Consider the following 26499-nt stretch of genomic DNA (forward strand, 5'->3'; position numbering starts at 1 on the left):
AAAGAACCTTTCATCCCGACAGCGATGGAAGGTTCTTTGTTTAACAAGCGAGATTATTCGATTCCCGTAATCATGATGGTGTGGAATAGTTTACCATAGTTACTTGTTTTTTAGAATTATTATTCCGTCAGAATACGACTTTAAGTGCAGGAGTTTGCAGGGATTTGTCGAACTGAGGATATGTCGGAGCGGAATGGAGTAAGTAGGTTATACTTATGACCGGATTTTGCAACACTATTATCAAGGGGTGAATCTGAGCCCCGAACAGTAAGGCAGGAAGCCAAACATTACGAACGGAGGGCGTGTCCGCACAGCACGCCCTTTTCAAATGAAAGGTGAAACGGACTATGCGGTTAGAAGAATTTGATTTTGAGTTGCCGGAAGAGCTGATTGCACAGCATCCGCTTGCCGAGCGGACCGCCTCACGGCTGTTGGTGCTGGATCGGAAAACAGGTCGCTTTGAACATAAGATGTTTACCGATCTGCTTGATTATCTGGAGCCGGGGGATTGTCTGGTTCTAAACGATACTCGGGTGATACCGGCTCGCCTGTATGGGCAAAAGCGGGAAACTGGCGCGCAAGTGGAATTTCTGTTGTTAAAAGAGATACAGCCTGATCATTGGGAAGTTCTGGTTCGACCGGGCAAACGAGTGAAAACGGGTGCGATTGTCGACTTCGGGGGCGGCGTGCTAAGTGCGGAAGTGTTAGAGACAACAGAAGAAGGAGGACGCATCGTTCGTTTTACATACGACGGGGTGTTTTATGAAGTACTCGACCGGTTGGGCGAGACGCCGCTGCCTCCTTACATAACGGAACGTTTGGCGGACGCGGAGCGTTATCAGACGGTTTTTTCACGCAAGAGAGGGTCGGCTGCCGCGCCAACGGCGGGACTGCATTTTTCAAAAGCATTCCTGCAGCAGATTGAAGACAAAGGAGTCCAAATTGCGTTTATCACCTTGCATGTGGGATTAGGCACGTTCCGTCCCGTCTCGGCCGAAACGATTGAGGAACACCGGATGCATGCGGAATATTACGAATTTCCGCAGGCGACAGCCGATCGGATCATGCAGACAAAGCAGAGGGGGGGCCGTGTGATTGCGGTTGGCACCACGGTCTGCCGGACGTTGGAGACAGTGGGTAATCGTGCAGCCACGACCCCTGCGAACGGGGACGGATCGGAGAGTCAAACAGCTGACAATGGGAAGGAAGCCGATCCTAATTCGCGGACAAACGTGTTGAAACTGAAAGAATCGAGTGGATGGACCGATATTTTTATCTATCCGGGATATTCGTTTACCGTTGTGGATGGATTGGTCACCAATTTTCATTTGCCCAAATCCTCTTTGATGATGCTTGTATCTGCCCTGGCGGGGCGCGAACGGATACTTGCCGCTTACGACTCGGCGATCAAAGAACGGTACCGGTTCTTTTCGTTCGGAGACGCGATGTTGATTCTTTAGTGATATGCGTGATAGATTGGGCGATTTGGAAGCGAATGGATATCTCTGTTATAATAGGGCGTTAGTTTAGCAGCTTGGAAAGGAGAGGTGGCGATGGCTGTCCGATATGAACTGTTGTCCATCGATCGCGATACAGGGGCCCGACGGGGCAGGCTTCACACGCCGCATGGAACCATTGAAACTCCGGTATTCATGCCAGTTGGCACGCAAGCGACTGTCAAGGCGATGAGTCCGGAAGAATTGAAGGAAATCGGGGCCGAGATCATTTTGTCAAATACATATCATCTGTTTTTGCGGCCCGGTCATGATTTGGTGAGAGAAGCGGGCGGGCTGCACTCGTTTATGAACTGGGACCGTTCGATTTTGACCGATTCAGGCGGATTTCAGGTGTTTTCCCTGTCCACCCTGCGTAAAATCAGCGAGGAAGGCGTCGAGTTTCGCTCCCATATATCGGGTGAAAAGCTGTTCCTTTCACCTGAAAAAGCGATTGAAGTGGAAAATGCGCTGGGCGCCGATATTATCATGGCGTTTGACGAATGTCCGCCCTATCCGGCCAGCCGGGACTATTTGAAGGATTCTCTGGAACGCACAACCCGTTGGGCGAAACGATGCAAAGAAGCGCACCGCCGTCCGCATGATCAAGCGCTGTTTGGAATTGTACAGGGGGGAATGGAGCGCGATCTGCGTGAACAGAGTGCGATGGAACTGCTGGAACTCGATTTTCCGGGCTATGCGGTGGGGGGGTTATCGGTAGGCGAATCGAAGCCACTCATGCAGGAAGTGCTTTCATTCACTGTACCGCTGCTGCCGAAAGATAAACCACGCTACCTGATGGGAGTCGGATCCCCTGACGACCTGTTCGAAGGGGTGCAAAGAGGCATTGACATGTTTGACTGCGTGCTGCCGACACGCATTGCACGAAACGGAACCTGTATGACCTCGGTAGGCAAGGTCGTCATTCGCAATGCGGTTTATGCCCGTGATTGGGAAAAATTGGATCCGGATTGCGATTGCTATACCTGCCGCAACTACTCGCGCGCCTACATCCGTCATCTGATTAAGGCGGACGAAATTTTCGGGCTGCGATTGACAAGTTATCACAATTTGTATTTTTTAGTAGAATTAATGCGAAAGATTCGGCTTGCCATAGAGCAGAATCGTCTGCTAGAATTCAAGAAGGAATTTTATTCCCAATATGGCTATGAAAAGATTATATAAGGTGTTCCAAAAGGGAGGATACATACATGAATGCGCAAACGTTGCAGAGTATTTTGCCATTTCTGTTAATGTTCGTAATTTTTTATTTTCTGCTGATCCGTCCGCAACAAAAACGGACAAAAGAACGGAATAACATGTTATCCAACGTGAAAAAAGGGGATCATGTCGTTACCATTGGCGGCATGCATGGCACGATTACTGACCTCGACGACACTACGATGACATTGAAAGTTGCCGAGAACACCCGCATCAAATTTGAACGTTCTGCGATTGGCAGCGTCAAGCCGGTGCAGCAGCCTGTAACAAACGCGGCTGCAAGCAATGAGAAGGCATAGGTTCTGAATACAGCAATAGGAAGAAGACCTGTTGGAGCGCCAACAGGTCTTTGTTTTTAGAGACCGTTTTTACTTCGCTTGGCTGTTTACCCCGATCACGCCACCCAATCCGCCGATAGCGGACAAAATTGCTATTTGAACGACATTGTGGAGGGTAAATGCAGCAGAAACTAACATGAGTCCAAGGATGGTAATCAGAACAGAGTATATCAAACCGGTAATCCCGCCGTAATACCAACCTCTTTCACCCGCCTTGCGAGCAGCGGTAAATGATCCTATCAAGGCAGCCGCGACGTTAATGATGTATGTAATAACCGGCAGTTTGGATTCTGGTATGGCGGTCCATGTGATGGTCATTGCAGATAAAATAACGGCTCCAAACGCAATGATTAAAGCATAGAGCAGTCCCGTCAGGATCGGGGTGCCGCCAAACCGGGGCGCGATATCGCTGATCGATTTCCCCTTCATTTTTGATTCCTCCTCCAAATTGTTACTTCATTCTATTCAACACGGTGATACGTTATGAACACTCGTCCCTTGTGTCATACTAAATAGCGCGTTTGGAAATCTCATGTAGAGACACTAGGTTTGCGAAAAGGGGGGAGTTTGCTTTGGGGTCAAGGAGCTAGTCGAGTTAGGTTTAAAAACGGTTTTTATCTACGCGTTTGTATTGCTCGCGCTGCGAATGATGGGCAAACGGGAGATCGGAAAACTGTCAGTGTTTGACCTGGTCGTTTCGATCATAATTGCCGAGGTGGCTACGATTACGCTGGATTTGGATAAACCGATGTTGAATGGTGTCCTGATTGTCACAATCCTCGTTTTACTGCAAATTCTGGTTTCTTATATCTCTTTAAAAAGCTACCGGTTTCGCCAATTGGTTGAAGGGCGACCTACCGTCTTGATTAATCAGGGAAAAATTAACGATGCAGAAATGAGGCGTACCCGTTATTCGATGAGCGATCTGCTCACTCAGCTGCGCGAGAAAAACATTGCAAATGTGGCAGATGTGGAATTTGCCATATTGGAAACAACTGGAAAATTATCTGTTTTCCCAAAAGAAGAGAAACTGCCGGTTGCGAAAGAAGATATGAAGATGCGCCCCGCCCACTTTAAAATGCCGGTCAGCCTGATTGTGGACGGACAAGTGATCACCAAAAACTTGCAGCAAATTGGCCGGAACCAAAAGTGGCTGGAAAAAGAGGTCCGCCACTATGGAAAGGATCGAATTGAAGATATTTTCTTCTGCAGCATTGACCACAAGGGACGGCTGTATTTTGACGTAAAAGATGCGCAGACCGAGAAAATGTAAAGGGACGGATACCGCTTTTCGGACAGATGCTACGAATGGCTTGCATGCATGGCTCCCTTACCGTGTGACCAAAACCGGACCCGGAACGGTGTATCACATACGCAGCGAATCGCTTGTTCCGAAACGGTCCGCTTTCGATCTACACGGTAAGGGAGTCGTTTATGCATGTGGCGTGCATACGGCAACTCTGTCTCCTATGCGCGGTGCTTTGTCCCTTCAGTTGTTACTTCACAAATGGAATCCACTGCAGCGCTTTGGCGGCAAGCGGTCCGATATACGGAATCCGTTTTACCGTATGCAGTGACAAAGCGCGGAATAGAAAAAGTAGCATGACATACACCAGTGCACCGGTTGTTACACTAACGATCACCGTGTAGCTGGCGCCTATACCAGCTGTGACCGCTTTGGCCTGCAAGATGATAAGCGACATCACCAACGTGGAAATCAGGATTTTCATCGTATCGGCCAGATCGATATAAAATCCGATCAATCGGGTGACGGTTACAAAATAGGCGGAGGCCACGAACACGTTTGACAGTACCACTGACCATGCCACTCCTCTGATGCCGATCCCGGGTATAGAAGCCACCCAATAAATAATCGCCAGTTTAAAAAGTGACCCGACCACGGAGAAAAAGGTTGCCAGCCCCGCCCGGTTCATCCCTTGCAGAATGCTTGAAAGAGGGGATTTCAGATAAATAAAAAATCCAACGGGCGCCATTATCGCCAAAAGCGGTCCGGCGCTGGGAGTATTATAGATAGCGGTTGACAGTTCTGTTGCCAGCAGGGTGAAAATTACGGATGCCGGCAAACCAAGCATAGCGGTGAATCGAAATGCTTGATAGAGGCGTCGCTGAACCAGTGTCGGCTGCCCGATGGCTATCGCCTCCGAAATGGCAGGTACCAGGGTGGTAGAGAGAGCGTACGTGAACACGGTTGGCAACACCAGAAGCGATACTGCGTAACCCGAATACAAACCAAACAGGGCGGTAGCCTCCGTTTGTGCATGTCCGGCAGCGATCAGCGCACGCGGGATCAACAGCGTTTCTGACCAGTACACGAGTGAACCGATGATGCCAGCGACCAGAACGGGTGCAGCCACTTCAAACAAAGAGCGGATCGTTTTTCCGTAGGATTCCGGTTTCACATGGGCAGGCATCGGCGGAAAACTGATTTTATTGAGGCCGAATTTCCGATAGTAGCAGGCCCCGATATAGAGTAAATGAGCCAATTCGCCCGCCAGAACACCGAACATGGCGCCGGCGGAAGCCTTTAACAGATCGGGCATACATAAGTAGACGATAGTCAACGTGACCAGACTGCGCACAATCGTTTCAAGAATCCAGGCGATTGACGGCGGGCTCTGATTTTGAATCCCCTGAAAATACCCCCGTAAGATCGAGGACCAGGAAATAATTAAAATCGTCGGACTCATCATTAATACGGTATAATAGGTACGGGAATCGGTAAGCAAATGGGAAGTCAGCCAGGGGGCCATTGATACCACCAGAATCGTAAAGAAGGTGGCCAATACTGTGATAACGGAAGTTGTAAAGACCATGATCCGTTTCACTTTGCGGCGATCCCCTACGACAATTGCTTCCGCCACCACTTTGGATACGGCTGTCGGCAATCCGATCGTAGACAGAGTCAGTACCATCGATAACATCGGGAATACCAAACGAAACAATCCGATGCCTTCGGGGCCGACAATCCGGTTCAGTACGATCTGCATACCCATTCCGATGATCTTCGTAATGACGCTTGCCAATACAAGAATCATGGCGCCGTGCAGGAATGATTGTTTGCTCATATCGGTCTCCCCTGTCCAGTTCTCCTTACAACCTATGCGGACAGGTGTCCGGTTAGTCCAAAAGATGGCAGGAATTCACGTTTCTAAATCGAATTTGTTAAGGAACCCCATGCGGTTTACGGCGGAGGGACAGAGAGGGGGCACTCCCTTTGAACGATCGGGAATTGTCGGATATGATAGAAGAACTGTGTCATTCAAAAGCAAAAGAGTTCAAACTGTTGGGATATGATGTGGAGGGCGCCGACGTTTGGAAGTGTGTCTCCAGCAAATACAAAAAGGGAACACCTCCTTTGCATCAGATAGTGAATGACATCTTGTCGCTCCGCATCAACGTCTATATGAATTGGGCGATGATGGAAGTTTATAAAGGATAGGATATACTGTATTTATTTAGCACAGTTACAGGAGGCAATTATGAAGTGGAGTAAACTGGTGACGCTTCTGTTGGTGGTGGCGGTCTTTGCGGCATTGGCCGGAACCACAACTACGAAGCTGTGGAAGGGCATTCAACTGGGGTTAGATCTGCAAGGCGGGTTTGACGTTCTTTATCAAGTCCAACCTACTGCCACAGATAAGGTAACTCCAGAAGGGGTGATTGCCACCCAGCAGGCTCTGGAACGAAGAGCAAACGCATTTGGTGGCAGTGAACCCAATATTTCGATTGAAGGAACGGATAGAATTCGGGTGCAATTGGCGGGCATTCAGAATCAGGATGAAGCAAAGCGGATTTTGGGAGAGCCAGCCAAACTGGAGTTCCGTGCCCCGGATGACAAAACCGTTTTGCTTACGGGAGCGGACCTGAAATCAAACGCACGCTATCAGCAGGATCCCAACACGGGAGCGGCGGTGGTTGCGGTTGAGTTTAAAGAACCTAAAAAGTTTGAAGATGTAACAACCAAATATCTGGGTCAGCAAGTGGGTATTTTCCTGAACGACAAGCCGCTGTCCAAACCTAAGATAGAGACTGTTATTTCAACGGGACAAGCAGTGATTACCGGTATGGCAAATCCGCAGGAAGCAACCCGGTTGGCACAACTGTTGAATGCGGGTGCGCTGCCCTATCCGATTAAAGAGCTGTCCTCGATGTCCGTAGGTGCGACGCTCGGACAAGCCGCTTTGCAAAAAACGCTCTACGCGGCAGTTGTTGCGTTTGCCCTGATTTTCGCGTTTATGATTGTGGTTTACCGGTTGCCCGGCTTGATTGCAAACATTGCGTTGTTAATGTACATCTATCTGCTGCTCGCTGTATTTGACGGTCTGAAAATTGTACTGACCCTGCCCGGTCTGGCTGCCCTGGTATTAGGGGTCGGTATGGCAGTCGACGTGAATATTATTGCGTATGAGCGGATCAAGGATGAGTTCCGCTCCGGAAAAACACTGTTGTCAAGCGTCATTATGGGACAGAAACGTTCCATGCGGACGATCATAGATGCAAATACCACCTCACTGATTGCCGGCGCCATTATGTTTTGGTTTGGTACGGGGCAGGTGCGGGGATTTGCGATTGCGCACATGATTTCCATTCTGGTGACATTCTTGACTGCTGTTTTGCTGTCCCGCTGGATGCTGCAGCTTCTGATTCGCTCCAATCTGGTGAAAAATCCCTGGTGGTTTGGGGCAAGTAAAAAGGGGGCGGCAAAATGAAAAAGTTTGATATTGTGCGAAAACGAAATTGGTTTTTCTTGATCTCCGTGATCTTGCTGGTGGCAGGTTTAATTACGATGTTTACGAGGGGATTGAACTTAGGCACCGATTTTCAAGCGGGTACGCGGATACAGGTACAGTTGGGGGCCGGTTTTTCCAGCTCGGAACTGACTGGTGTTTTTAATCAGGTTGGATTGTCCGGAATCTCCATCACCTCGGCGGGCAACCAAGGGGAATATGCAGTGATTCGTTTGCCGCAAAAGATTGCGCCCGATCAGGAAGCGAAGATAAAAGCGGCTTTAAAATCGAAATATCCAAACTCACAGGATCCTGAAATTGCTTCAGTGGACCCGATCGTGGCGAAGGAAATTTCGCAAAAAGCGTTTTACGCGGTGATTGCCGCTTCGATCGGGATTATCCTATATATGTCTATCCGGTTTGAGTACCGATTTGCGATTTCGGGTGTGATTTCGCTGCTGCAGGTAGTGCTTTTGGTTTTATCGATCTTTGCCCTGTTGCAGATTGAGATCGATCTGCCGTTTATCGCGGCTATTCTGACGATTGTTGGGTACAGTATTCATGATACGATTGTCATTTTCGACCGTATTCGCGAGAAAACGAATGTAACCAAATTGAAAACCAAGGCACAGCTTGAAGATCTCGTGAACGAGTCACTGTGGGAAACGATGAACCGTTCCATCAATACGATTGTGACGGTGATATTTGCAGCCGGCTGTCTGTGGCTGTTAGGCGGTCAGGCGATCCGTAATTTCTCGTTGGCTCTGCTGATTGGATTGATTATCGGGGGACTGTCGTCGATTTTTATCGCGTCCCAGCTGTGGGTTAGCTGGCGGGAACGGAGTTTGAAAGGATAATCGCGCGAACGATTGACACAAAGACTGTCGCGGGCATTTGGTGTTGTCACTCAAATGTACGGCGGTCTTTTTTGCGTTTTTCATTTATAATGGAAAAAAAGCTTGCGAGGGTTTTCAGACATGAAGATAGAAAAACGGTGGCTGGCGGCCGAATCCGACTCCACACATGCGGAAAAATTGGCAGAACAACTCGGCGTTTCCCCATTGATCGCGAGGCTTTTGATCAATCGGGGGCTGACAGATGCAGTTGCCGCCCGGCGCTTTTTGGAACCTGACCGATTGGGGTTCTATGATCCCTACTTGATGAAAGATATGGATAAAGCGGTAACGCGCATCCGCCAGGCGATTGATCAACAGGAACGCATCATGGTGTATGGTGATTACGATGCGGATGGAGCCACTTCGACAAGTCTCATGTACTTGGCGCTTGCACAACAGGGCGCAGATGTCGAGTATTACATTCCGGACCGGTTTGAGGAAGGATACGGGTTAAACGGGCCCGCCTTACAGCAGGCGAAAGAAAATGGGTTCCAGCTTGTCATTACGGTGGATAACGGTATCGCGGCGGTGGAAGAAGTTCGTTTGGCAAACGAGCTGGGACTTGACCTGATTGTGACTGACCACCATACGCCGCCGGAGATTTTGCCTGATGCGTATGCCATTTTAAACCCGAAACAACCGGGCTGTCCTTACCCCGATAAAATGCTGGCGGGGGTGGGCGTTGCCTTCAAATTGGCGCAGGCGCTGTTCGGTCGGCTGCCGGAAGAGTATCTCGATCTGGCCGTAATTGGAACGGTCGCCGATTTGGCCCCGCTGGTAGATGAAAACAGACTGTTTGCCGTTTACGGTTTGGAGCGAATCAATCAATCGCCGCGAGTGGGAATCAAGGCGTTGATTGATGTCAGCGGCCTGACAGACAAGCGGATCACGGCCGGCCACATCGGATTTTCATTCGGACCCAGAATCAATGCGGCCGGACGGTTGGATTCTGCCGCCAACGCAGTGGAACTGCTGATAACGGAAGAGGAGGGACGGGCGCGCTCCTTGGCCTATTTTTTGGATAAGCGCAATCAGGAGCGGCAGGAAATAAGCGCACAAATCTTTGAGGAAGCGGTGGCAGAGGTCCAGGCACACCCGGAGTGGCTGGAAAGCCGTGTGCTGGTAGTGGCCAAAGAAAATTGGAACGCCGGAGTAATTGGAATTGTCGCTTCCCGGCTGGTCGAACAGTATTACCGCCCGGTTCTGATGATTTCGCTGCAAGCGGGGGAAGGCAAGGGATCGGGACGCAGTATCGACGGATTTCATTTGTACAATGCGATGTACCAGTGCCGCGATCTGTTTGATCACTTCGGTGGTCATAAAATGGCAGCCGGATTTTCTCTTGGTGAAGAGCGGATTGGTGAACTGCGGGATCGTTTGAACCAGATCGCGGAAGCCGTTTTGACGCCAGACGATTTGCGGCCAAAAGTAAATGTGGACGCTGAAGTTGACCTGTTGGAGGTCGATACGGATCTTGTCGCATCAATCGAAAAATTGGCCCCGTTTGGATTCGGAAATCCCAGCCCGAAACTGCAATTGACCGGATTAGAGGTGGAGCGCTGCCGCGCGGTTGGACAAGATGGGGCGCATCTGCAACTGACGGTAGGGCTTGGGGCTGCCCGACTGACGGGTATTGCGTTTCGAAGAGGCGAGGAGGCGGCTCTGATCCACCGGTGGCCGCGTCTGGATCTGGTCGGGGGATTGACGATCAACGAATGGAACGGCAATCGGACGGTTCAGTTGGTAATCGACGATTGGCGGCCGAATCAAGCGCAGGTGATCGATTGCCGCCATGTGAAAGACAAACAGACGTGGCTGAATGAACAGGCGGGCACGAAAGATTTGACGGTTGTCTGTTTTCATAAGGAATCGGTAGCCGAAACGAGGCGTGCGCTGGAACAGTACCCCTGGCAGGAACCGCATCAGCAGTCTGTGCTGTTGGCTGATGGAAAAGGCGTTTTGCAGCCGGTTTATACATCCGGGAAACAGAACGGACTGTTGTCAGGGGAGTCGGATCGGCCGTTGCCGCCTGTAACCGATTTCCCTCTCTCCGGTCATATTGTGTTTTATGATCTGCCGCAAACGCTTGATCAGTATCGAAACGTGGTTGACTTGATCGGCGGCACGTACTGTTTGTATCTGCTGCACGGACAGTCAGACCGAAAGTGGCTGGAACAGCGCATTCGCCAGCATTTGCCTGACCGTCAGATGTTTGCCCGAATCTATAAGATCCTGCAAGAGTCGGGAGCCTGTACGGATGAGGAACTGCGGCGGCGGCTGCAACCTGCGTACCACGCAGCGGCCGATTTTGTTCTGTCTGTATTTGTCGAATTAGGGTTTGCAGTTCAGGAAGGGAACACGTATTATGTGAATAAAGAGAGTCCAAAACGATCATTGGAAGAATCTACGCTTTACCGGGAACGAAAGGCCGGTGTCCAATCTTATGTTGACGTTATGAGAGAGCTGCTGGATGCTTCGTCGGATCAAACGACAGCCAATCTGATGGTTCTTCTGGCGTCCCCACAAAAAAGGAGCTTACAAGCATGAATCTGAAAGATAAAATCCGCGTGATTTCCGATTTTCCAGAACCGGGAATCCGCTTTAAAGATATCACCACCCTATTGCAGGACGGGGCAGCGTTCCGATCCGCGATTGACCAGATGGCTGCCTTTGCACGCCAGCAAAATGCCGACTTGATTGCCGGTCCGGAAGCGCGCGGGTTCGTTTTGGCGGCGCCGGTTGCCTATTCGATGGGAGTCGGCTTTATCCCCATCCGAAAATCAGGTAAATTGCCCGGCGAAACAGTATCCGTTTCCTACCAACTTGAATATGGAAAAGATAAGCTGGAAATTCACAGGGATGCTATCCAACCGGGACAGCGGGTTGTCATCGCAGATGATCTGCTCGCCACCGGCGGAACTGTCAGCTCGACGATCAAGCTGGTGGAAGAATTAGGTGGTATAGTTGCAGGACTGGCTTTCATGATAGAATTAACGTACCTATCAGGCAGGGAGAAGTTAAAAAACTATGAAGTATTCTCACTCGTCCAATACTGATCAACCGAATATCGAACAGCGAAGAGAATCCCCCACGGGCATCCAGCAGTTGATCAAAAAGGTGGACCGTTACGGCAGTCCGGCCGATTTGGAACTGATCAACCGCGCGTATGAGTTCGCCAAACAGGCCCACCAGGGACAAAAACGCCGCTCCGGAGAGGATTACATTATCCATCCGGTAGCGGTGGCTGATATTCTCGCTGATTTGGAGCTCGACGCCGCTACGGTTGCGTCTGCTCTTCTGCATGATGTGGTGGAAGACACCGAAGTGACGGAAGAACAGCTGACAGCCGCTTTTGGCACGGAGATTCGGGATCTTGTTGACGGTGTGACAAAACTTGGACGTTTAAAATACCTGTCGAAAGAAGAACAACAGGCAGAAAACCTGCGCAAAATGTTTTTGGCGATGTCCAAAGACATCCGCGTGATCCTTATTAAACTGGCCGACCGGCTGCACAATATGCGCACGTTGAAACATCTGCCGCCGGAAAAACAGCAGCGGATTGCGACCGAAACGCTTGAGATTTTTGCGCCGTTGGCGCACCGCCTGGGGATTTCAAAAATCAAGTTTGAACTGGAAGATATTGCGCTGCGCTATATGAATCCGCAGCAATACTACCGGATTGTCAACCTGATGGCGAAAAAACGCCAGGAGCGGGAACAATACATTCAGGATGTTATTGAGACAATCAAAGGCAAGTTGCAGGAAATCGAAGTCACTGCCGAAGTGTACGGCAGGGCTAAGCATATTTACAGCATCTATCGCAAAATGACCAACCAGAACAAACAATTCAATGAAATCTACGATCTGCTGGCCGTTCGAATCATTGTGGATTCCATTAAGGATTGTTATGCGATCCTCGGCATTGTTCACACCCTGTGGAAACCGATGCCGGGACGGTTTAAAGATTATATTGCGATGCCAAAACAAAACATGTATCAAAGCTTGCATACCACCGTTATCGGACCACGCGGCGAACCGCTTGAAATCCAGATCCGTACATGGGAAATGCACCGCACCGCCGAATACGGGATTGCTGCCCACTGGCTGTATAAAGAAGGCAAACCGGCACAAGACATGTCGTTCGTGCAGAAAATGGGCTGGTTCCGTGAAATTCTCGAATGGCAGCAAGATTTGAAAGACGCTCAGGAATTCATGGAAACGTTGAAAATCGATCTGTTCTCCGACGAAGTATTCGTTTTCACACCGAAAGGAGCAGTTATCTCACTGCCGAAAGGTTCTGTTCCGATCGATTTCGCTTACCGTATCCACACGGATATAGGGAACCGCACGATAGGCTCGAAAGTAAACGGCAAAATCGTACCTCTGGATTACAAATTGCAGACAGGCGATATCGTGGAGATTCTAACCTCCAAATCGTCGTTCGGCCCCAGCCGCGATTGGCTGAACATTGTCAAATCACCGCAGGCCAAGAGCAAGATCCGCACCTGGTTCAAAAAAGAAACACGCGAAGAAAACATTCTGAAAGGCCGCGAACTGCTTGAGAGAGAAGTGAAAAAGAACGGCCTGGAGGTTTCCGAAGTACTTACTGAGAAGAATCTAAGCGACGTGATGGTCAAGTTTAATTTTACAAAAGAGGACGACCTGCTGGCCTCTGTCGGCTATGGTGCTGTCTCACCGATTCAGGTGATGACGCGGCTGTTGGAGAAAATCAGGAAAGAACAACCGGAAGAAGCTCCCGTTACGGAATTCCGGGAAGGAAACAGGCAGCAGCGAAAAGGCAGTGCGGGTGTTCGGGTACGTGGCGTCGATAATATGCTGATCCGTTTTTCCCGCTGCTGCAACCCGGTGCCGGGCGACGAGATTGTCGGTTTTGTCACCCGTGGCCGCGGCGTTTCGGTTCACCGCGTCGACTGCCCGAACGTGAAAGCGAACGATGAGGAAGAAGAAAAACGGTTCCTGGAGGTGGAATGGGAAAGTTCACCAGCTATCTCCTACCATGTCGATATCGAAGTGACAGCGCTTGACCGTCCTCGTATTACGATTGATGTGATGAACGCGGTGGCGGAAACGAAAACGAATATTGGAGCCGTACAAGCGCGCGGCGACAAACGGAAAATCGCTACCATCAGCCTGCAGATCACCATTCGCAATGTGGACCATCTGCATACGGTTGTGGAACGCATCAAGCGTGTCAAGGATGTATATACCGTGCGGAGAATCATGCAGTAACAGCAAAGGGGAATCGGTTTATGCGAATGGTCGTACAACGGGCATCGAGAGCAAGCGTCACAGTGGAAGGACGAGTGACAGGAGCGATCGATTGCGGTCTTGTCGTGCTGGTGGGTGTTACGCACGGGGATACGGAGCGGGATGCCGATTATCTGGCAGACAAGCTCGTAAATTTAAGAATCTTTGAAAATGGCAACCAGAAGATGGACCTGTCCCTGCTTGATATAAAAGGGGCCGTTCTTTCCGTGTCGCAGTTCACATTGTATGGAGACTGTCGGAAAGGAAGACGGCCCAATTTTATGGATGCGGCGGAACCCGAAGCGGCCAATCGGCTTTATCAATATCTGAACGACCGAATTCGCTCGCTCGGTGTACCGGTCGAAACAGGCGTGTTCGGCGCGATGATGCAAGTGGAACTGGTCAACGACGGACCGGTTACTCTTTTGCTCGACAGCAAGAAATTATTTTAGGCCTTGCAACAACCGGCAATTACTGCAGCATTTGCAGCTTAATATTTATCCTACAACGACATCCTGTAAATTTCCGCTATGTCTTCCTTGCTGAGTTTCTTAAACCTTCCCAATGGCCCGTTGCTAATCGCTTTTTCTGCCATCAGGCCGATGTTCGAATCGTCAATGTTGTAATCGGCAAGTCGATTTGGCGCGCCTATACGGTTCCAAAACTCACGCAGTTTCTGGATGCCTTCGAGTGCCACTTCGCGGTCCGATTTTCCATTGGTGTCAACGTCAAATACCCGTACCGCCATCTGTTTGAAGCGCCCCACATTCTCATCCAGACAGTATTTCATCCAATTAGGGAACAGAATCGCCAATCCTCCACCGTGTGGAATGTCATATACGGCGGACACAGCATGTTCAATTCCGTGTGTGGCCCAGTCCCCCTCTGCTCCCATTCCCAATATGCCGTTCAACGCCATCGTTCCGCAATACAGAATCGTTTCTCGATATTCGTAATTCTGCAGGTCTTCGAGCAGCTTGGGCGCAGTTTCTATGACAGTTCTCAAAAGAGATTCACACATACGATCTTGCAGTGGTGTATTCGGGGTGTGATGGAAGTACTGCTCAAAAGCGTGCGACATCATGTCTACCATTCCATATACGGTGTGATCTTTTGGTACGGTATACGTGTTCACCGGGTCCAGTATGGAGAACTTGGGAAAAGACAGACGACTTCCCCAACCGATTTTTTCCTTGGTTTCCCAATTGGTTATGACAGATCCAGAGTTCATTTCCGATCCGGTGGCAGCCAGCGTAAGCACCGTGCCGAAAGGTACTGCGTCTTGCGGGGATGCCTTACGGGTAATAATATCCCACACATCCCCGTCATATTTTGCACCTACAGCGATTGCCTTTGTACAGTCGATTACACTGCCGCCGCCTACAGCGAGCAATAATTCAATTCCTTCTTTCTTGCAGATGTCTACCCCTTTATGTACAGTTGACAGCCGCGGGTTCGGTTCCACCCCGGACAGTTCAAAAACGGCGGCCCCCAGATCTTTCAAAATGGCTGTGATCTGATCATACAAACCGTTTCGTTTAATGCTTCCTCCTCCATACACCAATAGAATCCTTTTTCCGTATTTCGGGATTTCATTACGGAGTTGTTCGACCTGTCCCTTGCCGAAGATGAGCTTTGTCGGATTGTAAAAGGTAAAGTTCTTCATAAGTTACCTCCTGGCTGGTTATGTTCAAAAACGGTGTCCTACTTTCTATATTGTACCTAAAAGATGCCAACATGAATCTTTATTTAAGTAGGGCTTGCTTAACGATTAAAAAACCGCATAACATCAAGGATTTCTGCCTGGTTTTGTCAAATATATATGCAGCGAACCAGATCTTGTTGCCAGGCGACTTTTTTCTGCCTTTTGGCGGGAAGCTGAATCCTGAGAATCGTTGGTGCAAGCTGGCCCAATTAATCCCGTGGGCGAAGGTGGACCCAAAATACGCCAAGTCGTTTAAAAAGTCGATCCGTGGTCAACAAGCCGTTTCCATTCGTATGGCACCAGGCGCTTTGATCATCCAAGAGCGTTTGCAATTCTCTGATCGCGAAACAGTGGACAATTAACGGAGAATCCGTATCTTAAGTACTTCATTGGTCTGTCCGGATTTCAGGATCGGCGGCCGCCATTTCATCATTCGCTCATGACTCATTTCCGGAAACGTCTGGATGCATCCGTTCTTCAAGAGGTCAATGAATGGATTGCAATGGAATCGGCGAAACAAGAACAAGATCACGACGATAACGATTCTACACCCAACGCAGGTCGCAAGTTTTCTGCAAAACGAAAGTGGTCAATGGGTTCTGACAAAGATTCGAATCAGGGCACGTTGTTACTCGATGCGACATGTGCGCCGGCGGATATAAGCCTACCCTACAGATATTACATTGCTCAATGAAGGCCGCGAGAAACTGGAAGAAATCATGGATGTGCTGCATGCGATTGGCAAGCAGTTGAAATTCATTGCACGGGACATCCGAATCATTGAGCAACTGGCGAGCCTCACTCCTCTCACCGTGTTGAACAAACAACAATACAAGAACTTGCTCGTCGTGCAGGAACTGTACCGGCAACAGTTGGAGATGTACACGAAACAAACTCACCAGATCGATGATCGGATTGTTAGCATTCACCAACCGCATGTACGCCCCATCGTACGAGGCAAGGCGAAGGCAAAGGTCGAGTTTGGCTCCACGGTGTCGATGAGCATGGTGAACGGATACGCGATCATCGAAGATGCAACGAAGCGAAATGCCATAGAAGGCAAGTTTGGCGAGGGAAAGCGCAAATATGGACTCAACCGGATCCGGGCACGCCTCGCACAAACGAGCTTTACCGTGGTTGCACTCCAGACTATCCTGAAAGAGACGGTACCCGACGAAATCATCTCCCTTGACCCTGTTTATTAAACGGGTAAACACTCGAGCTGGAGTGGACTGGATTGTCCTGCTATGGTCTATATTCACTGTTTTCACCGGCTTCGCAGAAGGTTTTGTTTCTTTATTGATTATTCGCATATTATTCGGGTTCTCTGAAGCCCCTGTATTGCCAGGCATGAACCAATATATTCTGTTCCAGTTAAGGAGCGAGGTTTTGCCAACTCGGTGACATTGTCCCGTGCCCTGGATATTTATATTATGCGCCGCTATATTTGCCGGGGTACTCCCTTGGGCGATATCCAATGATATTGGAGGAGAACATTCAGGGATAATTTCGGCCTGGATGAACATGTGGGGGGTGCCGCCGCTACCATTATGCCGACTGTCAGCGCGCTGATTGGAACCCGCTACGGATGGTATTACACCGTTCTTACGTTGGTACTTGCGGCTGTTCTTGGAGGGTTTGCAACGTTGCTGATAAAGCTTTCGGAGAAGATCAGTCAAAGTACCGACAATAGCAATAAATTAACGTTTACCACGGGAAGTTGAAGTGGAAAACGTTTAACGAATGTGGAAAGATAAACAGGCTCCTGTATTGTGGAGGTTCAACACAACACAGGAGCCTCTTTTTTCCTTCAGCAATAGTGCTGAACCGTTTAAAGTTTAAACTTGGCCAGAATCTTCTGCAGATCATCCGCTAATTGGGACAGGGTTTGAGCGGAAGTGGACACTTCTTCGATCGAGTGAAGCTGTTTTTGTGAACTGGTCGACACGACTTGTAAACTGTTTGCCGAATCGACTGCAATTTGTGCAACATCCCCGACAGAAGCGGTGACTTCTTCCGTACCAGCCGACATTTCTTCAGATGCAGCGGAAATTTCCTGAATTTGATCTGCTACTTGTTGAGCGGCCTGTAAAATCCCGTTAAGCGCCTCGCCTGCTTCGTTAACAGCCGCCATTCCTGCCTCCACTTCCGAAATCCCGACATCCATCGCCTGTACGGAGCGTGCTGTATCTGCCTGAATTTCTTTGATCAATTCGGTAATCTGATTGGCGGATGCTTCCGATTGTTCCGCCAGTTTGCGCACCTCATCCGCTACTACAGCAAATCCTCTGCCTTGTTCGCCGGCTCGGGCTGCTTCAATGGCGGCATTTAAGGCCAAAAGATTCGTCTGTGCTGCAATTCCGGTGATCACTTCCACAATTTGGCCGATTTCTTTTGATCGTTCTCCCAAAAGTTTGACGACGGAAGCCGAATGATTCACAGAATTGCTTAAGGAGTCGATTTGCCGAATGGCTTTCTGAATCGATTCGTTGCCGTGTTCAGCGCCTTTCGCCATACTCCACGCCGATTCGGAAACACCGGAAGAAGTTTCCGCGATTCGTTGGATGCCAATTGCCATTTCTTCCATCGCCTTAACGGTTTGTCCCGTGCTTTCCATCTGGGTTTTTGATCCTTCCGCAACAGTATCGATGACAACTGCCATCTGCTGGCTGGCTTCCTTAGTTTCGGAAGTGAATGTACGCAATCCGTCAGAAGTGGAAGCCAACTGTTTGGAATGCGACGATATTTGTTTGATGATGGCTTTCAGGTTATCGATCATCGTGTTGAAATCTTCCGCCAGACGGCCTACTTCATCGCGGTTTTTGAGATCGATTTTTTCAACCGCCAGATTTCCGTCAGCGACTAATTTCATCTGATCGGCGACCATTCGGATCGGATTGGAGATGCTGCGTGCGATCAGGAAGGAAATCAGAACGACAAGCGCAGCTGCTATTACAAGGATCAGCGAAACGCTTACGGTAATGGCACTGGTGGTAGATACCATCGAATCCATCGGGATATGAAGCGCAAGTCCGTAACCGGTTTTTTGAATCGGCGTGTACACCACAAGATACTGTTTCCCTTTATCTGTGTAAGACCCTATACCGGATTCTTTGCTTGCTTTCTTTAGAATGTTGGCCAGATCAGGGGAGAGGCCTGATTTATCAAGCGTTTTACCAATCGCTTCCTTTGTCGGGTAAATTTGCACCTGCTGCTTGTCATCCACCAAAATCGGATAACCGCCGGAACCGACCAGGCTCAGATTTGTGAGGGATTGCTTGATAAGTTCCTCAAAGTTAACCGTTCCCGCTACAACCCCGATGATTTCTCCTTTATCATTTTTGACAGGAGATGCCACTGCGATAATACGGTTGCCGGTTGTTCGGGAGATTATGATGGATGACAGATTCGTCTGCCCGGACATTGCCTTTTGAAAGTAATCACGGTCGATATAGTTGGTTCCGAGGTTTTCGGCCGAACTGGCAGTTGCAATGCCGTTCGCGGATACAAACATGATGATTTCATAAACACCTAATTGTTCCTTCATCATTTTGAGGTGATTCATTTGGCTGGGTACGTTAAGCGAACGGATCGGTTCCGATTTGGCTGCCAGCTCGATTTCTGACTGGCGTGTTTCCAGCCACTGGTTCATTCCTTTGGAGACGCTTTGCGCATAATCCAATGCAGAGGTTTCTTGTCGTTTGACTAACTCCGTGGAACTTGCCCGGTAGATGAAGTAAGTAGCGACAAGCAAGGGGACAAGAGCCACGAGAAGAAACCAGGAGATAAGTCGGTTGCGCAGGTTGCTTTGACGAAACATCAGATGAGGACTCCTTTCTAGCTCTGATACGAGGATGATTCTTCAATCTTATTAAATAATTTCGACAGTATTCGTCAATTGCCTGCATTTCTGGCTTCTTTCTCCTGGGCAGTAAAAAAGGGAATGTCCGCTATAATGCGTACATCCCTTTTTAGGGGTCTGGTTTTGTCACACGTTTGTTACACAGTTGTCACAAGAACGTTACAACGAAATTTTAAAATAGTAGTAACCTCACGAAACGGGGGGATTAGGAGTTACACATATCGTGAATAAGGTGATCGCTATGCTGAAACAACTCACGGATCACACGTTGCTGGACTGTTATGAAAAATCGTTGGAACTGAATTTGGATGATGAGTTTGTGCAATATTTGCTGGAAGAAATTTATCGGCGCGGATTGCAGAATGCAATTGAACTACTGCCAACCTGATTAGCTGGTGACTTTCCGCCGCCTCCGTTTGGGTTGCTCGTCCGTTTCAACCGCCTTCGGATTTTGAGCTCTACGGTCGGAAGCTGCTGTCTTTGTTTCCTTATCCGTTGCGGCTAAGCTCCGCTTTAATGCTTCCATCAAATCCACTACGTTGCTGGCGGGCGCGGCTTGTGGCTGGTCTATTTCCGCATTTTGAACTTTTGCTGCGATCAATTCCTTTAATGCGGCTTCATAATTGCTTTGATAATCAGTGCGGAACTGACTGCTGATTTCCTCAATCAAACGGACGGCCATCTGCAGTTCGTTTTCACTGACCTCCATCCCTGTCAGATTTTCAATTCCCGGGACCTCACTGACCGCGCGTACTTCCGCCGGGTAATGGATCATGCTCATGACCAGCGCATGTTGATGCAGGCGAATAACGGCCAGGTGCTCGCTGGTTCGAAAAGCCACTTTGGCAACCGCTGCCTTGTTGGTTTGCCGCATCGCCTCATACAGCAGCTTGTAGGGTTTTGCGCCATATTCGCCAGGTCCCAAATAGTAGGCCTTTTCATAAAAAATAGGGTCAATGCTGTCCTTGTCCGTAAAATGGAGAATCTCGATCGTTTTTAAAGTCGGCAGAGGAAGCTGGTCAAGATCCTCATCCGTTATAAGAACATAGTTGCCCGGTGCGTACTCATAGCCGCGGATGATCTCCTTTGCTTCCACCTCGCGGTCACATACGGGGCACCATTTTTTATATTGTATTGGATGTTTGCAGTATTCATGAAGATTGCGGAAGCTTGTGGAATGATCTTCCGTTGCTTTGAACAGACTGACCGGAATGTTTACCAGCCCGAAACTGATGCTCCCTTTCCACATCGATCGCATGATCGGACGCCCCTTTTTAGTCGATCTGTGCTAAAGTCTTGGCGAAAGCCAAGTTTTCTTGATTCTTAGGGTTCCCTGTTTTGTGCGGCTTACTCCGGTGTGAACCGCAGACGATGAAAAGGCAGCATAAACGGGCAAACAAAAAGCCCTGTACGACGGAGATTACTGTAAAGTATTCCCGTATCGTGCGGGGCAGTCTTCTTTATTGCTGTTGCGATTTGGTTTATTCGACCGTAATGTCAGTCTCGCTGGTTTCCAGCCAGTCGTCCAAAACCTGTTTGTCTAACACTTTGTTTGTGACCATGGAAAGTTGTTTTAAGGTGAACACATCGCGCCAGTTGGCTCCCATGCCGTCCGCAATTCGAACGGCTGTCAAGAGACTGGCCCACGCCGCATGACGTTTATACCAGAAAAATGACTGATTTTCCATCATATATGGGTAAAGGTCATCAAATGAGGTATGTTTACATGCAACTGTGCGATCAAATTCCTCTTTTGCTTCCCGGACGTACGACAAGATGTCAAATGACATGGGCTCCCCTCCTTACCTTCATGATACATGATAAAAGGGGTGTCCGAAAAGAGAATAGTTTTGCCATTCCCGTGAATAAATCAGGATAATAACCCTTTCAGGAAATGGTCAGAACCTCGTGTTTCCCTGCCAATTCAAGAAAATAATTCATCCCCGAAATTTCCCCGACCGTCAGTTGATCCGCCAACTGATAAAACTCCACGCAGGTTTTGCAGGCCAGCACGGGAACTCCTGCATCAGCCAGTTCCTTTAAGTGAACAGAGGCCAATGACTGATCGGTAAGAGCATACACCCCCCGATTCATACAGAATACGGCGGCCGGTTTTTCTTCCTGCTGTTTCAGAAGCACAAAAAAAGTTTCCAACACGGTTTGTCCCAGCCCACGATCCCCTTGTCCCAGTTGATCGGAAAGCAGCAGAACTATTTTGTTTCGCATAACACAAATCCTCCCCTGTTTCTTTTGGAATCTTTTGAGGCAGTTCAAAAACTAATCGTTATATGTATAATAACAAATATGACTTAAAAACTGCACAATCCTGAAGGAGTGTTGATTTGTGGGCTTGGTAGGAAGAAATGGCCACATCCCGTTATATATAATGATCTTCCTGATCATATGTTATTTGCTGTTGCCTCTGATTTCCGTTTTTATATCAAAAGATCCTGCATTTTTGCTAGAGAAGTTGCATAGCGATCTGTCTTTTAAAGCGCTTTCTCTCAGCCTGCAGACCACTGTCGTGGCGATGATTGTGATTGTGGTATTCGCGACACCGCTTGCTTATTTGTTGGCCAAAAGCAATTTTCGCGGTAAAAAGGTACTGGAAGTAGCTCTGCAAATGCCAGTCGTGGCGCCATCTGCCGTTGTCGGGGTAGGCCTTTTGCTTGTATTCGGGCAAAAAGGGCTGCTCGGCAGCACGTTCTCCTTGTTCGGTTTTTCTATTCCGTTTACTCGCATCGCAGTGGTAATGGCGCAAGTTTTTATGGCGGCTCCGTTTTTTATTACGACTGCCAGGCAGGCGTTTGAAGCGGTAGACAATCAATTGCTGGACGTGTCAAGGACGCTTGGCGTTGCCCCTTGGCGAACTTTTTGGCGGGTAACGGTGCCGCTTGCCCTGCCCGGATTACTGACTGGAATTGCGCTCGGCTGGGCAAGAGCGTTGGGGGAATTCGGGGCTACCATGATGTTTGCCGGAAATTTGCCGGGCAAAACGCAGACGCTGCCGCTCGCCATCTATACGGCTATGGAATCGGACGCCGATGTAGCGGTTGCCATTTCTGCCTTGTTGTTGACCGTATCATTCTTGTTGCTTTTATTGGTCAGCTTCATTGACAGACGGATGCGGCAGACAGTGTCGGCCCGTTAGTCCACTTTTACACGATGTAAACGTGGTATGTGAGTTCGTATAGAGATAAGGAGTGGGTCTTGTTGTTATCGTTTCAACTTCGCAAGCAATTGCGTAATTTTACAGTTGATATCACACACCAGATTGACAAAGAGACGCTGGTCCTGATCGGACATTCGGGCTGCGGCAAAAGCACCACGCTGAAAATGCTGTCCGGGCTTTTGGCCCCCGATGAAGGCTTCATCCATTTAAACGGCCGGGTGTTGTACGACACGCAAAACAAAATAAATCTTGCGCCGGAGCATCGCAACATCGGGTATGTATTTCAAAACTATGCGCTGTTTCCCCATCTCACCGTTACGGAAAACGTGGCATACGGTATTTCCCGACTTGACCGGGAAGAAAAAATGGCCAGGGTGAATGAAACACTTGACTTTTTGGGCATCCAATCATTATCGCAAGCCAAACCGGCCATGTTGTCAGGCGGTGAACAACAGCGTGTGGCACTGGCCCGTGCCTTGGTGACGCGTCCGCAACTTCTCTTGCTTGATGAACCGCTTTCCGCGCTTGATATTTCGACGCGTTCGTTTGTCAGGACGGAACTGAAAGAAATCCTGCGCAAACTGTCGATCCCAACGATTATTGTCACACATGACTATGAGGATGCGCGTGTTTTGGCGGATCGGATTGCAGTCATGGACCATGGTGAGATTCTCCAGTCAGGAACCGACAGGGAGATTTCAGAGTATCCGGCCAGCTCTTTCGTAGCGGAATTTACCGGCACCAATCTGCTGCCCGTTCCTGCCCGTGCCACCACCAATCATCCGGATTCCGCAAAAGAAACGCATGCCGCGTTTCATCCCTGGTCGGTGGCAGTCAGTTTTCAACCGACGGCAAGCGGCTATGAATGGCAAGGGAAGATTTCCGATATCACCCGGTTTGGAGGATATGCCCGGTTGCATATCGAGGGCTCGGAACCGTTTTTTGCCGATATACAGGCGGATCAGTTGAACAGCAGGGGTTATCAACCGGGCGATACGGTACACGTAACCGTACATCCGGATCATGTACGCCTGGTGACGCCTTCCTTATCTTCCTTCTCCCGTTCCAACGGGAATGGTGATGCGCAAACCGCGAATGCCAAAATCGCGCCAAAAGGTCGCAAACGCCTGATCGCCTCCTTATTGGGACTGGTGGCAGCAGTCGTTTTTGTGGCCGGTTTTGGATTGTTTTCCGCAAAATCGGGCAACAGCAGCCATCAGATCCACATGGTGGCGTTTGTGGCGGCCAATGCCACCGACCCGTTCAACGAAACGATTGTCGCATTCAAAAATCAGCACCCCGGATTGCAATTGGAAGCTACTTACGCAGGTACACAGGTGCTGCGAACACAGTTGGAAAACGGCGCAAAAGCAGATCTTTTCCTGTCAGCCGATCAGGATCATATACAGGCCGTCCAAAATGAAGGATTAATTGACCGGTATGACCCGGTTTCACGCGGACATGAAGTGATCGTCGTTCCGAGAAGCAATCCGGCAGGAATTCATTCCTTGCAAGATTTGGCGACAAAACCGTCAAAATTGATCATCGGGACGGATTCTGTACCGATCGGCAAATATACCAGGCAAGTGTTTGAGAAGGCGAGCCAACAGGATCTGGGGCCGCAGTTTCCGAAAGAAGTGATGTCGCATGTGGTCTCCATGGAGTCAAATGTCAAACAGGTGCTGCAAAAAGTAGCCTTGGGCGAGGCGGACGCGGGAATTGTCTATCGTACGGATGTAACGCCAAATTTTGCAGATAAGCTGGACATCATTGAAATCCCGCCACGCTACAATGTGGCTGCGACAAACTATATCGCGGTCATGAAAAATACGCCCAATCCTGAATTGGCGAATGAACTGAAGAAATTCATGCTGTCGGAAGAAGGCCAGAAATTGTTTCAAAAATACGGGTACGACAACCTGAAATAAGGCGTGTAAAAAAATTTTTCTTTTGGATGAATATTTTGAGGATATGATCTTCATTTGTGGAAAAACTACCCTCTGTGAGTTTACCAACAATTCACTTAGGGAGGAATTAACGAATGCTACAACAATCCATGTTCCAACCAGGCTTTGGAACAAACCCGCAGCAGGTTCGTCAAGACATTGCACAGGACCTGGCTTACAGCAATGCTGGTTCACAAATGGGCGGCTTCGGTGGTGTGCAGGCGGGTTACGGTGCGCAGGCAATGTTCCAACCGGGCTATGCAGGCACTAATGCACAGGCGGTAAAGCAGAATATGGGGCAGACCGGCTTTGGATTTGGTTCGGGCGCTCAGTTTGGAGCGGGCAGCCAATCCGGCAACCAAATGTCTCTCGGACCCGCTGCATCCGTATTGATGTCACCTGGTTTCGCAGGAACCAACGTACAGAAAGTGCGGCAAGATATCGCACAGGAAAGCGGCTACGGCATAGGTGCCACTTCCCAATTTGGAGGTACCCAATACGGTAACGTGAATCAACAAAGCAATCAATTTGGCCAGTTTGGATTTGGAGCGCAGGCGATGTTCCAACCGGGTTTTGCAGGAACCAATGAACAAAGCGTACGGCAAGACATTGCGCGTGAATCCGGCTATGGAATGGGTATGGGGATGGGGATGGGAAGCCAGTTTTCCGGCCAATTCGGTACCGCGCAAGGTACGGGCCAAGGTGCACAATTTATGGCGATGGGCCTAGGTGGACAAGGTACGAGCCAAGGTGCAGTAGCTTTGGGCCCAGGCGCACAAGCGTTGATGTCACCGGGCTTCGCAGGAACCAATGTACAGAGTGTACGGCAAGACATTGCGCGTGAGTCCGGTTACGGAATGGGTATGGGAGGCCAGTTTTCCGGGCAATTCGGCACCGCACAAGGTACGGGCCAAGGGGCGCAATTTATGGCCATGAGCCAAGGTGGACAAGGCACGGGCCAAGCTGCAGTAACTTTGGGCCCAGGCGCACAAGCGTTGATGTCACCGGGCTTCGCAGGTACCAATGTACAGAGTGTACGGCAAGACATTGCGCGTGAATCCGGCTATGGAATGGGTATGGGAAGCCAGTTTTCCGGGCAATTCGGCACCGCGCAAGGTACGGGCCAAGGGGCACAATTTATGGCCATGAGCCAAGGTGGACAAGGCACGGACCAAGGTGCAGTAACTTTGGGCCCAGGCGCACAAGCATTGATGTCACCGGGCTTTGCAGGAACCAATGTACAGAGTGTACGGCAAGACATTGCGCGTGAATCCGGTTATGGAATGAATATGAGTGGATTTGCAGGAACCAACGCACAATCGACTTTTCTGAGCTAATGTTTAAGAAAGGCGAAAGAAGCCCAACTAAAGCTGCTGGAGCGGCTTTAGTTGGGCTATTGATCTTTGCTCTGCAATCGCCATTTTTGATATTCAAGAAACTCGCGAAATTGATCTTTGCTCTGCAATCGCCATTTTTGATATTCAAGAAACTCGCGAAATTGATCTTTGCTCTGCAATCGCCATTTTTGATATTCAAGAAACTCGCGAAATTGATCTTTGGAAATTCCGGAAGCCATCGCATCTCTCGCAAGCTGCAGCCGATCTTCATCAGCGGCTCAGTATCCGGCTGTGAGCTGCCTTCCAATAACGTTTGAATATCGGTACCCAATACATGGGACACTTTTTCCAAAAAATGAATGGAAGGGTTCTGTTGAATTCCCCGTTCAATGGAACTGAGATAGGATTTTGCGACTCCGCCCGATCTGCCAGTTCGGTCAGGGACATTTTATGGAGTTGCCTCAAATTTTGTATTTTTTTACCAATCAAAAAATATCCCTTCTTTTTTACAGA

23 protein-coding genes and 2 pseudogenes are annotated in these 26499 nt (G+C 49.3%); 17 read left to right on the forward strand and 8 right to left on the reverse strand.

Annotated elements, in window-relative coordinates:
* Positions 1-347 precede the first annotated feature (347 nt).
* From queA to yajC, 3 genes are all read left to right on the forward strand, one after another.
* Entirely contained in the window at positions 348-1460 is a 1113-nt protein-coding gene (gene queA / locus skT53_RS15935; protein WP_200758785.1) for a tRNA preQ1(34) S-adenosylmethionine ribosyltransferase-isomerase QueA, read from the forward strand.
* A gap of 93 nt (positions 1461-1553) precedes the next feature.
* Entirely contained in the window at positions 1554-2678 is a 1125-nt protein-coding gene (gene tgt / locus skT53_RS15940; RefSeq protein WP_200758786.1) for a tRNA guanosine(34) transglycosylase Tgt, read from the forward strand.
* Between the two features lie 26 nt (positions 2679-2704).
* A complete protein-coding gene (gene yajC, locus skT53_RS15945; RefSeq protein WP_200758787.1) occupies positions 2705-3013 on the forward strand; it encodes a preprotein translocase subunit YajC in 309 nt (102 codons plus the stop codon).
* Between the two features lie 69 nt (positions 3014-3082).
* Here yajC and skT53_RS15950 read toward each other — a convergent pair whose 3' ends face one another.
* A complete protein-coding gene (locus skT53_RS15950; protein ID WP_200758788.1) occupies positions 3083-3481 on the reverse strand; it encodes a TIGR04086 family membrane protein in 399 nt (132 codons plus the stop codon).
* Positions 3482-3683: 202 nt separating this feature from the next.
* On the opposite strand from skT53_RS15950, the gene skT53_RS15955 reads away from it, so the two are divergent.
* Positions 3684-4325, forward strand: coding sequence for a DUF421 domain-containing protein (locus skT53_RS15955; RefSeq protein ID WP_226375251.1), 642 nt, complete (start codon positions 3684-3686; stop codon positions 4323-4325).
* A 223-nt stretch (positions 4326-4548) separates the two neighbouring features.
* On the opposite strand, the gene spoVB is transcribed toward skT53_RS15955, so the two are convergent.
* On the reverse strand, positions 4549-6138 hold the full coding sequence (gene spoVB / locus skT53_RS15960; protein WP_200758789.1) for a stage V sporulation protein B: 1590 nt from the start codon (positions 6136-6138) through the stop codon (positions 4549-4551).
* A 149-nt stretch (positions 6139-6287) separates the two neighbouring features.
* Between spoVB and skT53_RS15965 the strand changes: the two genes are divergently transcribed.
* The 7 genes from skT53_RS15965 to dtd all read left to right on the forward strand — a co-directional run bounded on the left by skT53_RS15965 (position 6288) and on the right by dtd (position 14416).
* Positions 6288-6512, forward strand: a complete 225-nt coding sequence (locus tag skT53_RS15965) for a post-transcriptional regulator (protein WP_226375252.1) — start codon at positions 6288-6290, stop codon at positions 6510-6512.
* Between the two features lie 40 nt (positions 6513-6552).
* On the forward strand, positions 6553-7782 hold the full coding sequence (secD, locus tag skT53_RS15970) for a protein translocase subunit SecD (RefSeq protein WP_200758790.1): 1230 nt from the start codon (positions 6553-6555) through the stop codon (positions 7780-7782).
* A complete protein-coding gene (gene secF / locus skT53_RS15975; RefSeq protein WP_200758791.1) occupies positions 7779-8657 on the forward strand; it encodes a protein translocase subunit SecF in 879 nt (292 codons plus the stop codon). The genes secD and secF overlap by 4 nt, the downstream gene beginning before the upstream one ends.
* Positions 8658-8777: 120 nt before the next feature.
* Complete coding sequence (recJ, locus tag skT53_RS15980) at positions 8778-11243, forward strand: single-stranded-DNA-specific exonuclease RecJ (protein ID WP_200758792.1); 2466 nt, start codon at positions 8778-8780, stop codon at positions 11241-11243.
* A complete protein-coding gene (locus skT53_RS15985) occupies positions 11240-11752 on the forward strand; it encodes an adenine phosphoribosyltransferase (RefSeq protein ID WP_200758793.1) in 513 nt (170 codons plus the stop codon). Before recJ ends, skT53_RS15985 begins: the two co-directional genes overlap by 4 nt.
* A complete protein-coding gene (locus tag skT53_RS15990; RefSeq protein ID WP_200758794.1) occupies positions 11724-13946 on the forward strand; it encodes a RelA/SpoT family protein in 2223 nt (740 codons plus the stop codon). The genes skT53_RS15985 and skT53_RS15990 overlap by 29 nt, the downstream gene beginning before the upstream one ends.
* Positions 13947-13966: 20 nt before the next feature.
* Positions 13967-14416, forward strand: a complete 450-nt coding sequence (gene dtd, locus skT53_RS15995) for a D-aminoacyl-tRNA deacylase (RefSeq protein WP_200758795.1) — start codon at positions 13967-13969, stop codon at positions 14414-14416.
* A 50-nt stretch (positions 14417-14466) separates the two neighbouring features.
* On the opposite strand, the gene skT53_RS16000 is transcribed toward dtd, so the two are convergent.
* The gene (locus tag skT53_RS16000) at positions 14467-15630 is read right to left on the reverse strand and encodes an iron-containing alcohol dehydrogenase (RefSeq protein WP_200758796.1); all 1164 of its coding nucleotides are present in this window, start codon (positions 15628-15630) and stop codon (positions 14467-14469) included.
* A 152-nt stretch (positions 15631-15782) separates the two neighbouring features.
* On the opposite strand from skT53_RS16000, the pseudogene skT53_RS18610 reads away from it, so the two are divergent.
* A pseudogene (locus skT53_RS18610) lies at positions 15783-16826 on the forward strand (transposase); the annotation flags it as partial.
* 369 nt (positions 16827-17195) lie between these two features.
* A complete protein-coding gene (locus tag skT53_RS16020) occupies positions 17196-17393 on the forward strand; it encodes a hypothetical protein (RefSeq protein ID WP_200758799.1) in 198 nt (65 codons plus the stop codon).
* A 107-nt stretch (positions 17394-17500) separates the two neighbouring features.
* On the opposite strand, the gene skT53_RS16025 is transcribed toward skT53_RS16020, so the two are convergent.
* Positions 17501-19489: a methyl-accepting chemotaxis protein gene (locus skT53_RS16025; RefSeq protein ID WP_200758800.1), complete on the reverse strand. Its 1989-nt coding sequence runs from the start codon at positions 19487-19489 to the stop codon at positions 17501-17503.
* Positions 19490-19754: 265 nt separating this feature from the next.
* On the opposite strand from skT53_RS16025, the gene sda reads away from it, so the two are divergent.
* Positions 19755-19919, forward strand: a complete 165-nt coding sequence (gene sda / locus skT53_RS16030) for a sporulation histidine kinase inhibitor Sda (protein WP_226375253.1) — start codon at positions 19755-19757, stop codon at positions 19917-19919.
* On the opposite strand, the gene ku is transcribed toward sda, so the two are convergent.
* The 3 genes from ku to skT53_RS16045 form a co-directional block, all read right to left on the reverse strand.
* Positions 19920-20789: a non-homologous end joining protein Ku gene (gene ku / locus skT53_RS16035; protein ID WP_200758801.1), complete on the reverse strand. Its 870-nt coding sequence runs from the start codon at positions 20787-20789 to the stop codon at positions 19920-19922.
* 223 nt (positions 20790-21012) lie between these two features.
* Positions 21013-21321, reverse strand: a complete 309-nt coding sequence (locus skT53_RS16040; RefSeq protein ID WP_200758802.1) for a hypothetical protein — start codon at positions 21319-21321, stop codon at positions 21013-21015.
* A 97-nt stretch (positions 21322-21418) separates the two neighbouring features.
* A complete protein-coding gene (locus tag skT53_RS16045) occupies positions 21419-21757 on the reverse strand; it encodes a DsrE family protein (protein WP_200758803.1) in 339 nt (112 codons plus the stop codon).
* A gap of 118 nt (positions 21758-21875) precedes the next feature.
* On the opposite strand from skT53_RS16045, the gene skT53_RS16050 reads away from it, so the two are divergent.
* The 3 genes from skT53_RS16050 to skT53_RS16060 all read left to right on the forward strand — a co-directional run bounded on the left by skT53_RS16050 (position 21876) and on the right by skT53_RS16060 (position 25986).
* Positions 21876-22682, forward strand: coding sequence for an ABC transporter permease (locus tag skT53_RS16050; RefSeq protein WP_226375254.1), 807 nt, complete (start codon positions 21876-21878; stop codon positions 22680-22682).
* Between the two features lie 62 nt (positions 22683-22744).
* Positions 22745-24631, forward strand: a complete 1887-nt coding sequence (gene modA, locus skT53_RS16055; RefSeq protein WP_200758804.1) for a molybdate ABC transporter substrate-binding protein — start codon at positions 22745-22747, stop codon at positions 24629-24631.
* A 113-nt stretch (positions 24632-24744) separates the two neighbouring features.
* Positions 24745-25986, forward strand: a complete 1242-nt coding sequence (locus skT53_RS16060; protein ID WP_200758805.1) for a hypothetical protein — start codon at positions 24745-24747, stop codon at positions 25984-25986.
* Between the two features lie 161 nt (positions 25987-26147).
* Here the strand turns inward: skT53_RS16060 and skT53_RS16065 are convergent.
* Positions 26148-26475 (reverse strand): annotated as a pseudogene (locus skT53_RS16065) (helix-turn-helix domain-containing protein); the annotation flags it as partial.
* Positions 26476-26499: the final 24 nt, after the last annotated feature.

This window comes from Effusibacillus dendaii, from assembly GCF_015097055.1.
Classification (GTDB): domain Bacteria; phylum Bacillota; class Bacilli; order Tumebacillales; family Effusibacillaceae; genus Effusibacillus; species Effusibacillus dendaii.

What these genes read in the sequence shown, in the direction of transcription:
- queA (WP_200758785.1), top strand. Translation starts at nt 348, where the DNA reads ATGCGGTTAGAAGAATTTGATTTTGAGTTGCCGGAAGAGCTGATTGCA.
- tgt (WP_200758786.1), top strand. Translation starts at nt 1,554, where the DNA reads ATGGCTGTCCGATATGAACTGTTGTCCATCGATCGCGATACAGGGGCC.
- yajC (WP_200758787.1), top strand. Translation starts at nt 2,705, where the DNA reads ATGAATGCGCAAACGTTGCAGAGTATTTTGCCATTTCTGTTAATGTTC.
- skT53_RS15950 (WP_200758788.1), bottom strand. Translation starts at nt 3,481, where the DNA reads ATGAAGGGGAAATCGATCAGCGATATCGCGCCCCGGTTTGGCGGCACC.
- spoVB (WP_200758789.1), bottom strand. Translation starts at nt 6,138, where the DNA reads ATGAGCAAACAATCATTCCTGCACGGCGCCATGATTCTTGTATTGGCA.
- secD (WP_200758790.1), top strand. Translation starts at nt 6,553, where the DNA reads ATGAAGTGGAGTAAACTGGTGACGCTTCTGTTGGTGGTGGCGGTCTTT.
- secF (WP_200758791.1), top strand. Translation starts at nt 7,779, where the DNA reads ATGAAAAAGTTTGATATTGTGCGAAAACGAAATTGGTTTTTCTTGATC.
- recJ (WP_200758792.1), top strand. Translation starts at nt 8,778, where the DNA reads ATGAAGATAGAAAAACGGTGGCTGGCGGCCGAATCCGACTCCACACAT.
- skT53_RS15985 (WP_200758793.1), top strand. Translation starts at nt 11,240, where the DNA reads ATGAATCTGAAAGATAAAATCCGCGTGATTTCCGATTTTCCAGAACCG.
- skT53_RS15990 (WP_200758794.1), top strand. Translation starts at nt 11,724, where the DNA reads ATGAAGTATTCTCACTCGTCCAATACTGATCAACCGAATATCGAACAG.
- dtd (WP_200758795.1), top strand. Translation starts at nt 13,967, where the DNA reads ATGCGAATGGTCGTACAACGGGCATCGAGAGCAAGCGTCACAGTGGAA.
- skT53_RS16000 (WP_200758796.1), bottom strand. Translation starts at nt 15,630, where the DNA reads ATGAAGAACTTTACCTTTTACAATCCGACAAAGCTCATCTTCGGCAAG.
- skT53_RS16025 (WP_200758800.1), bottom strand. Translation starts at nt 19,489, where the DNA reads ATGTTTCGTCAAAGCAACCTGCGCAACCGACTTATCTCCTGGTTTCTT.
- ku (WP_200758801.1), bottom strand. Translation starts at nt 20,789, where the DNA reads ATGCGATCGATGTGGAAAGGGAGCATCAGTTTCGGGCTGGTAAACATT.
- skT53_RS16040 (WP_200758802.1), bottom strand. Translation starts at nt 21,321, where the DNA reads ATGTCATTTGACATCTTGTCGTACGTCCGGGAAGCAAAAGAGGAATTT.
- skT53_RS16045 (WP_200758803.1), bottom strand. Translation starts at nt 21,757, where the DNA reads ATGCGAAACAAAATAGTTCTGCTGCTTTCCGATCAACTGGGACAAGGG.
- skT53_RS16060 (WP_200758805.1), top strand. Translation starts at nt 24,745, where the DNA reads ATGCTACAACAATCCATGTTCCAACCAGGCTTTGGAACAAACCCGCAG.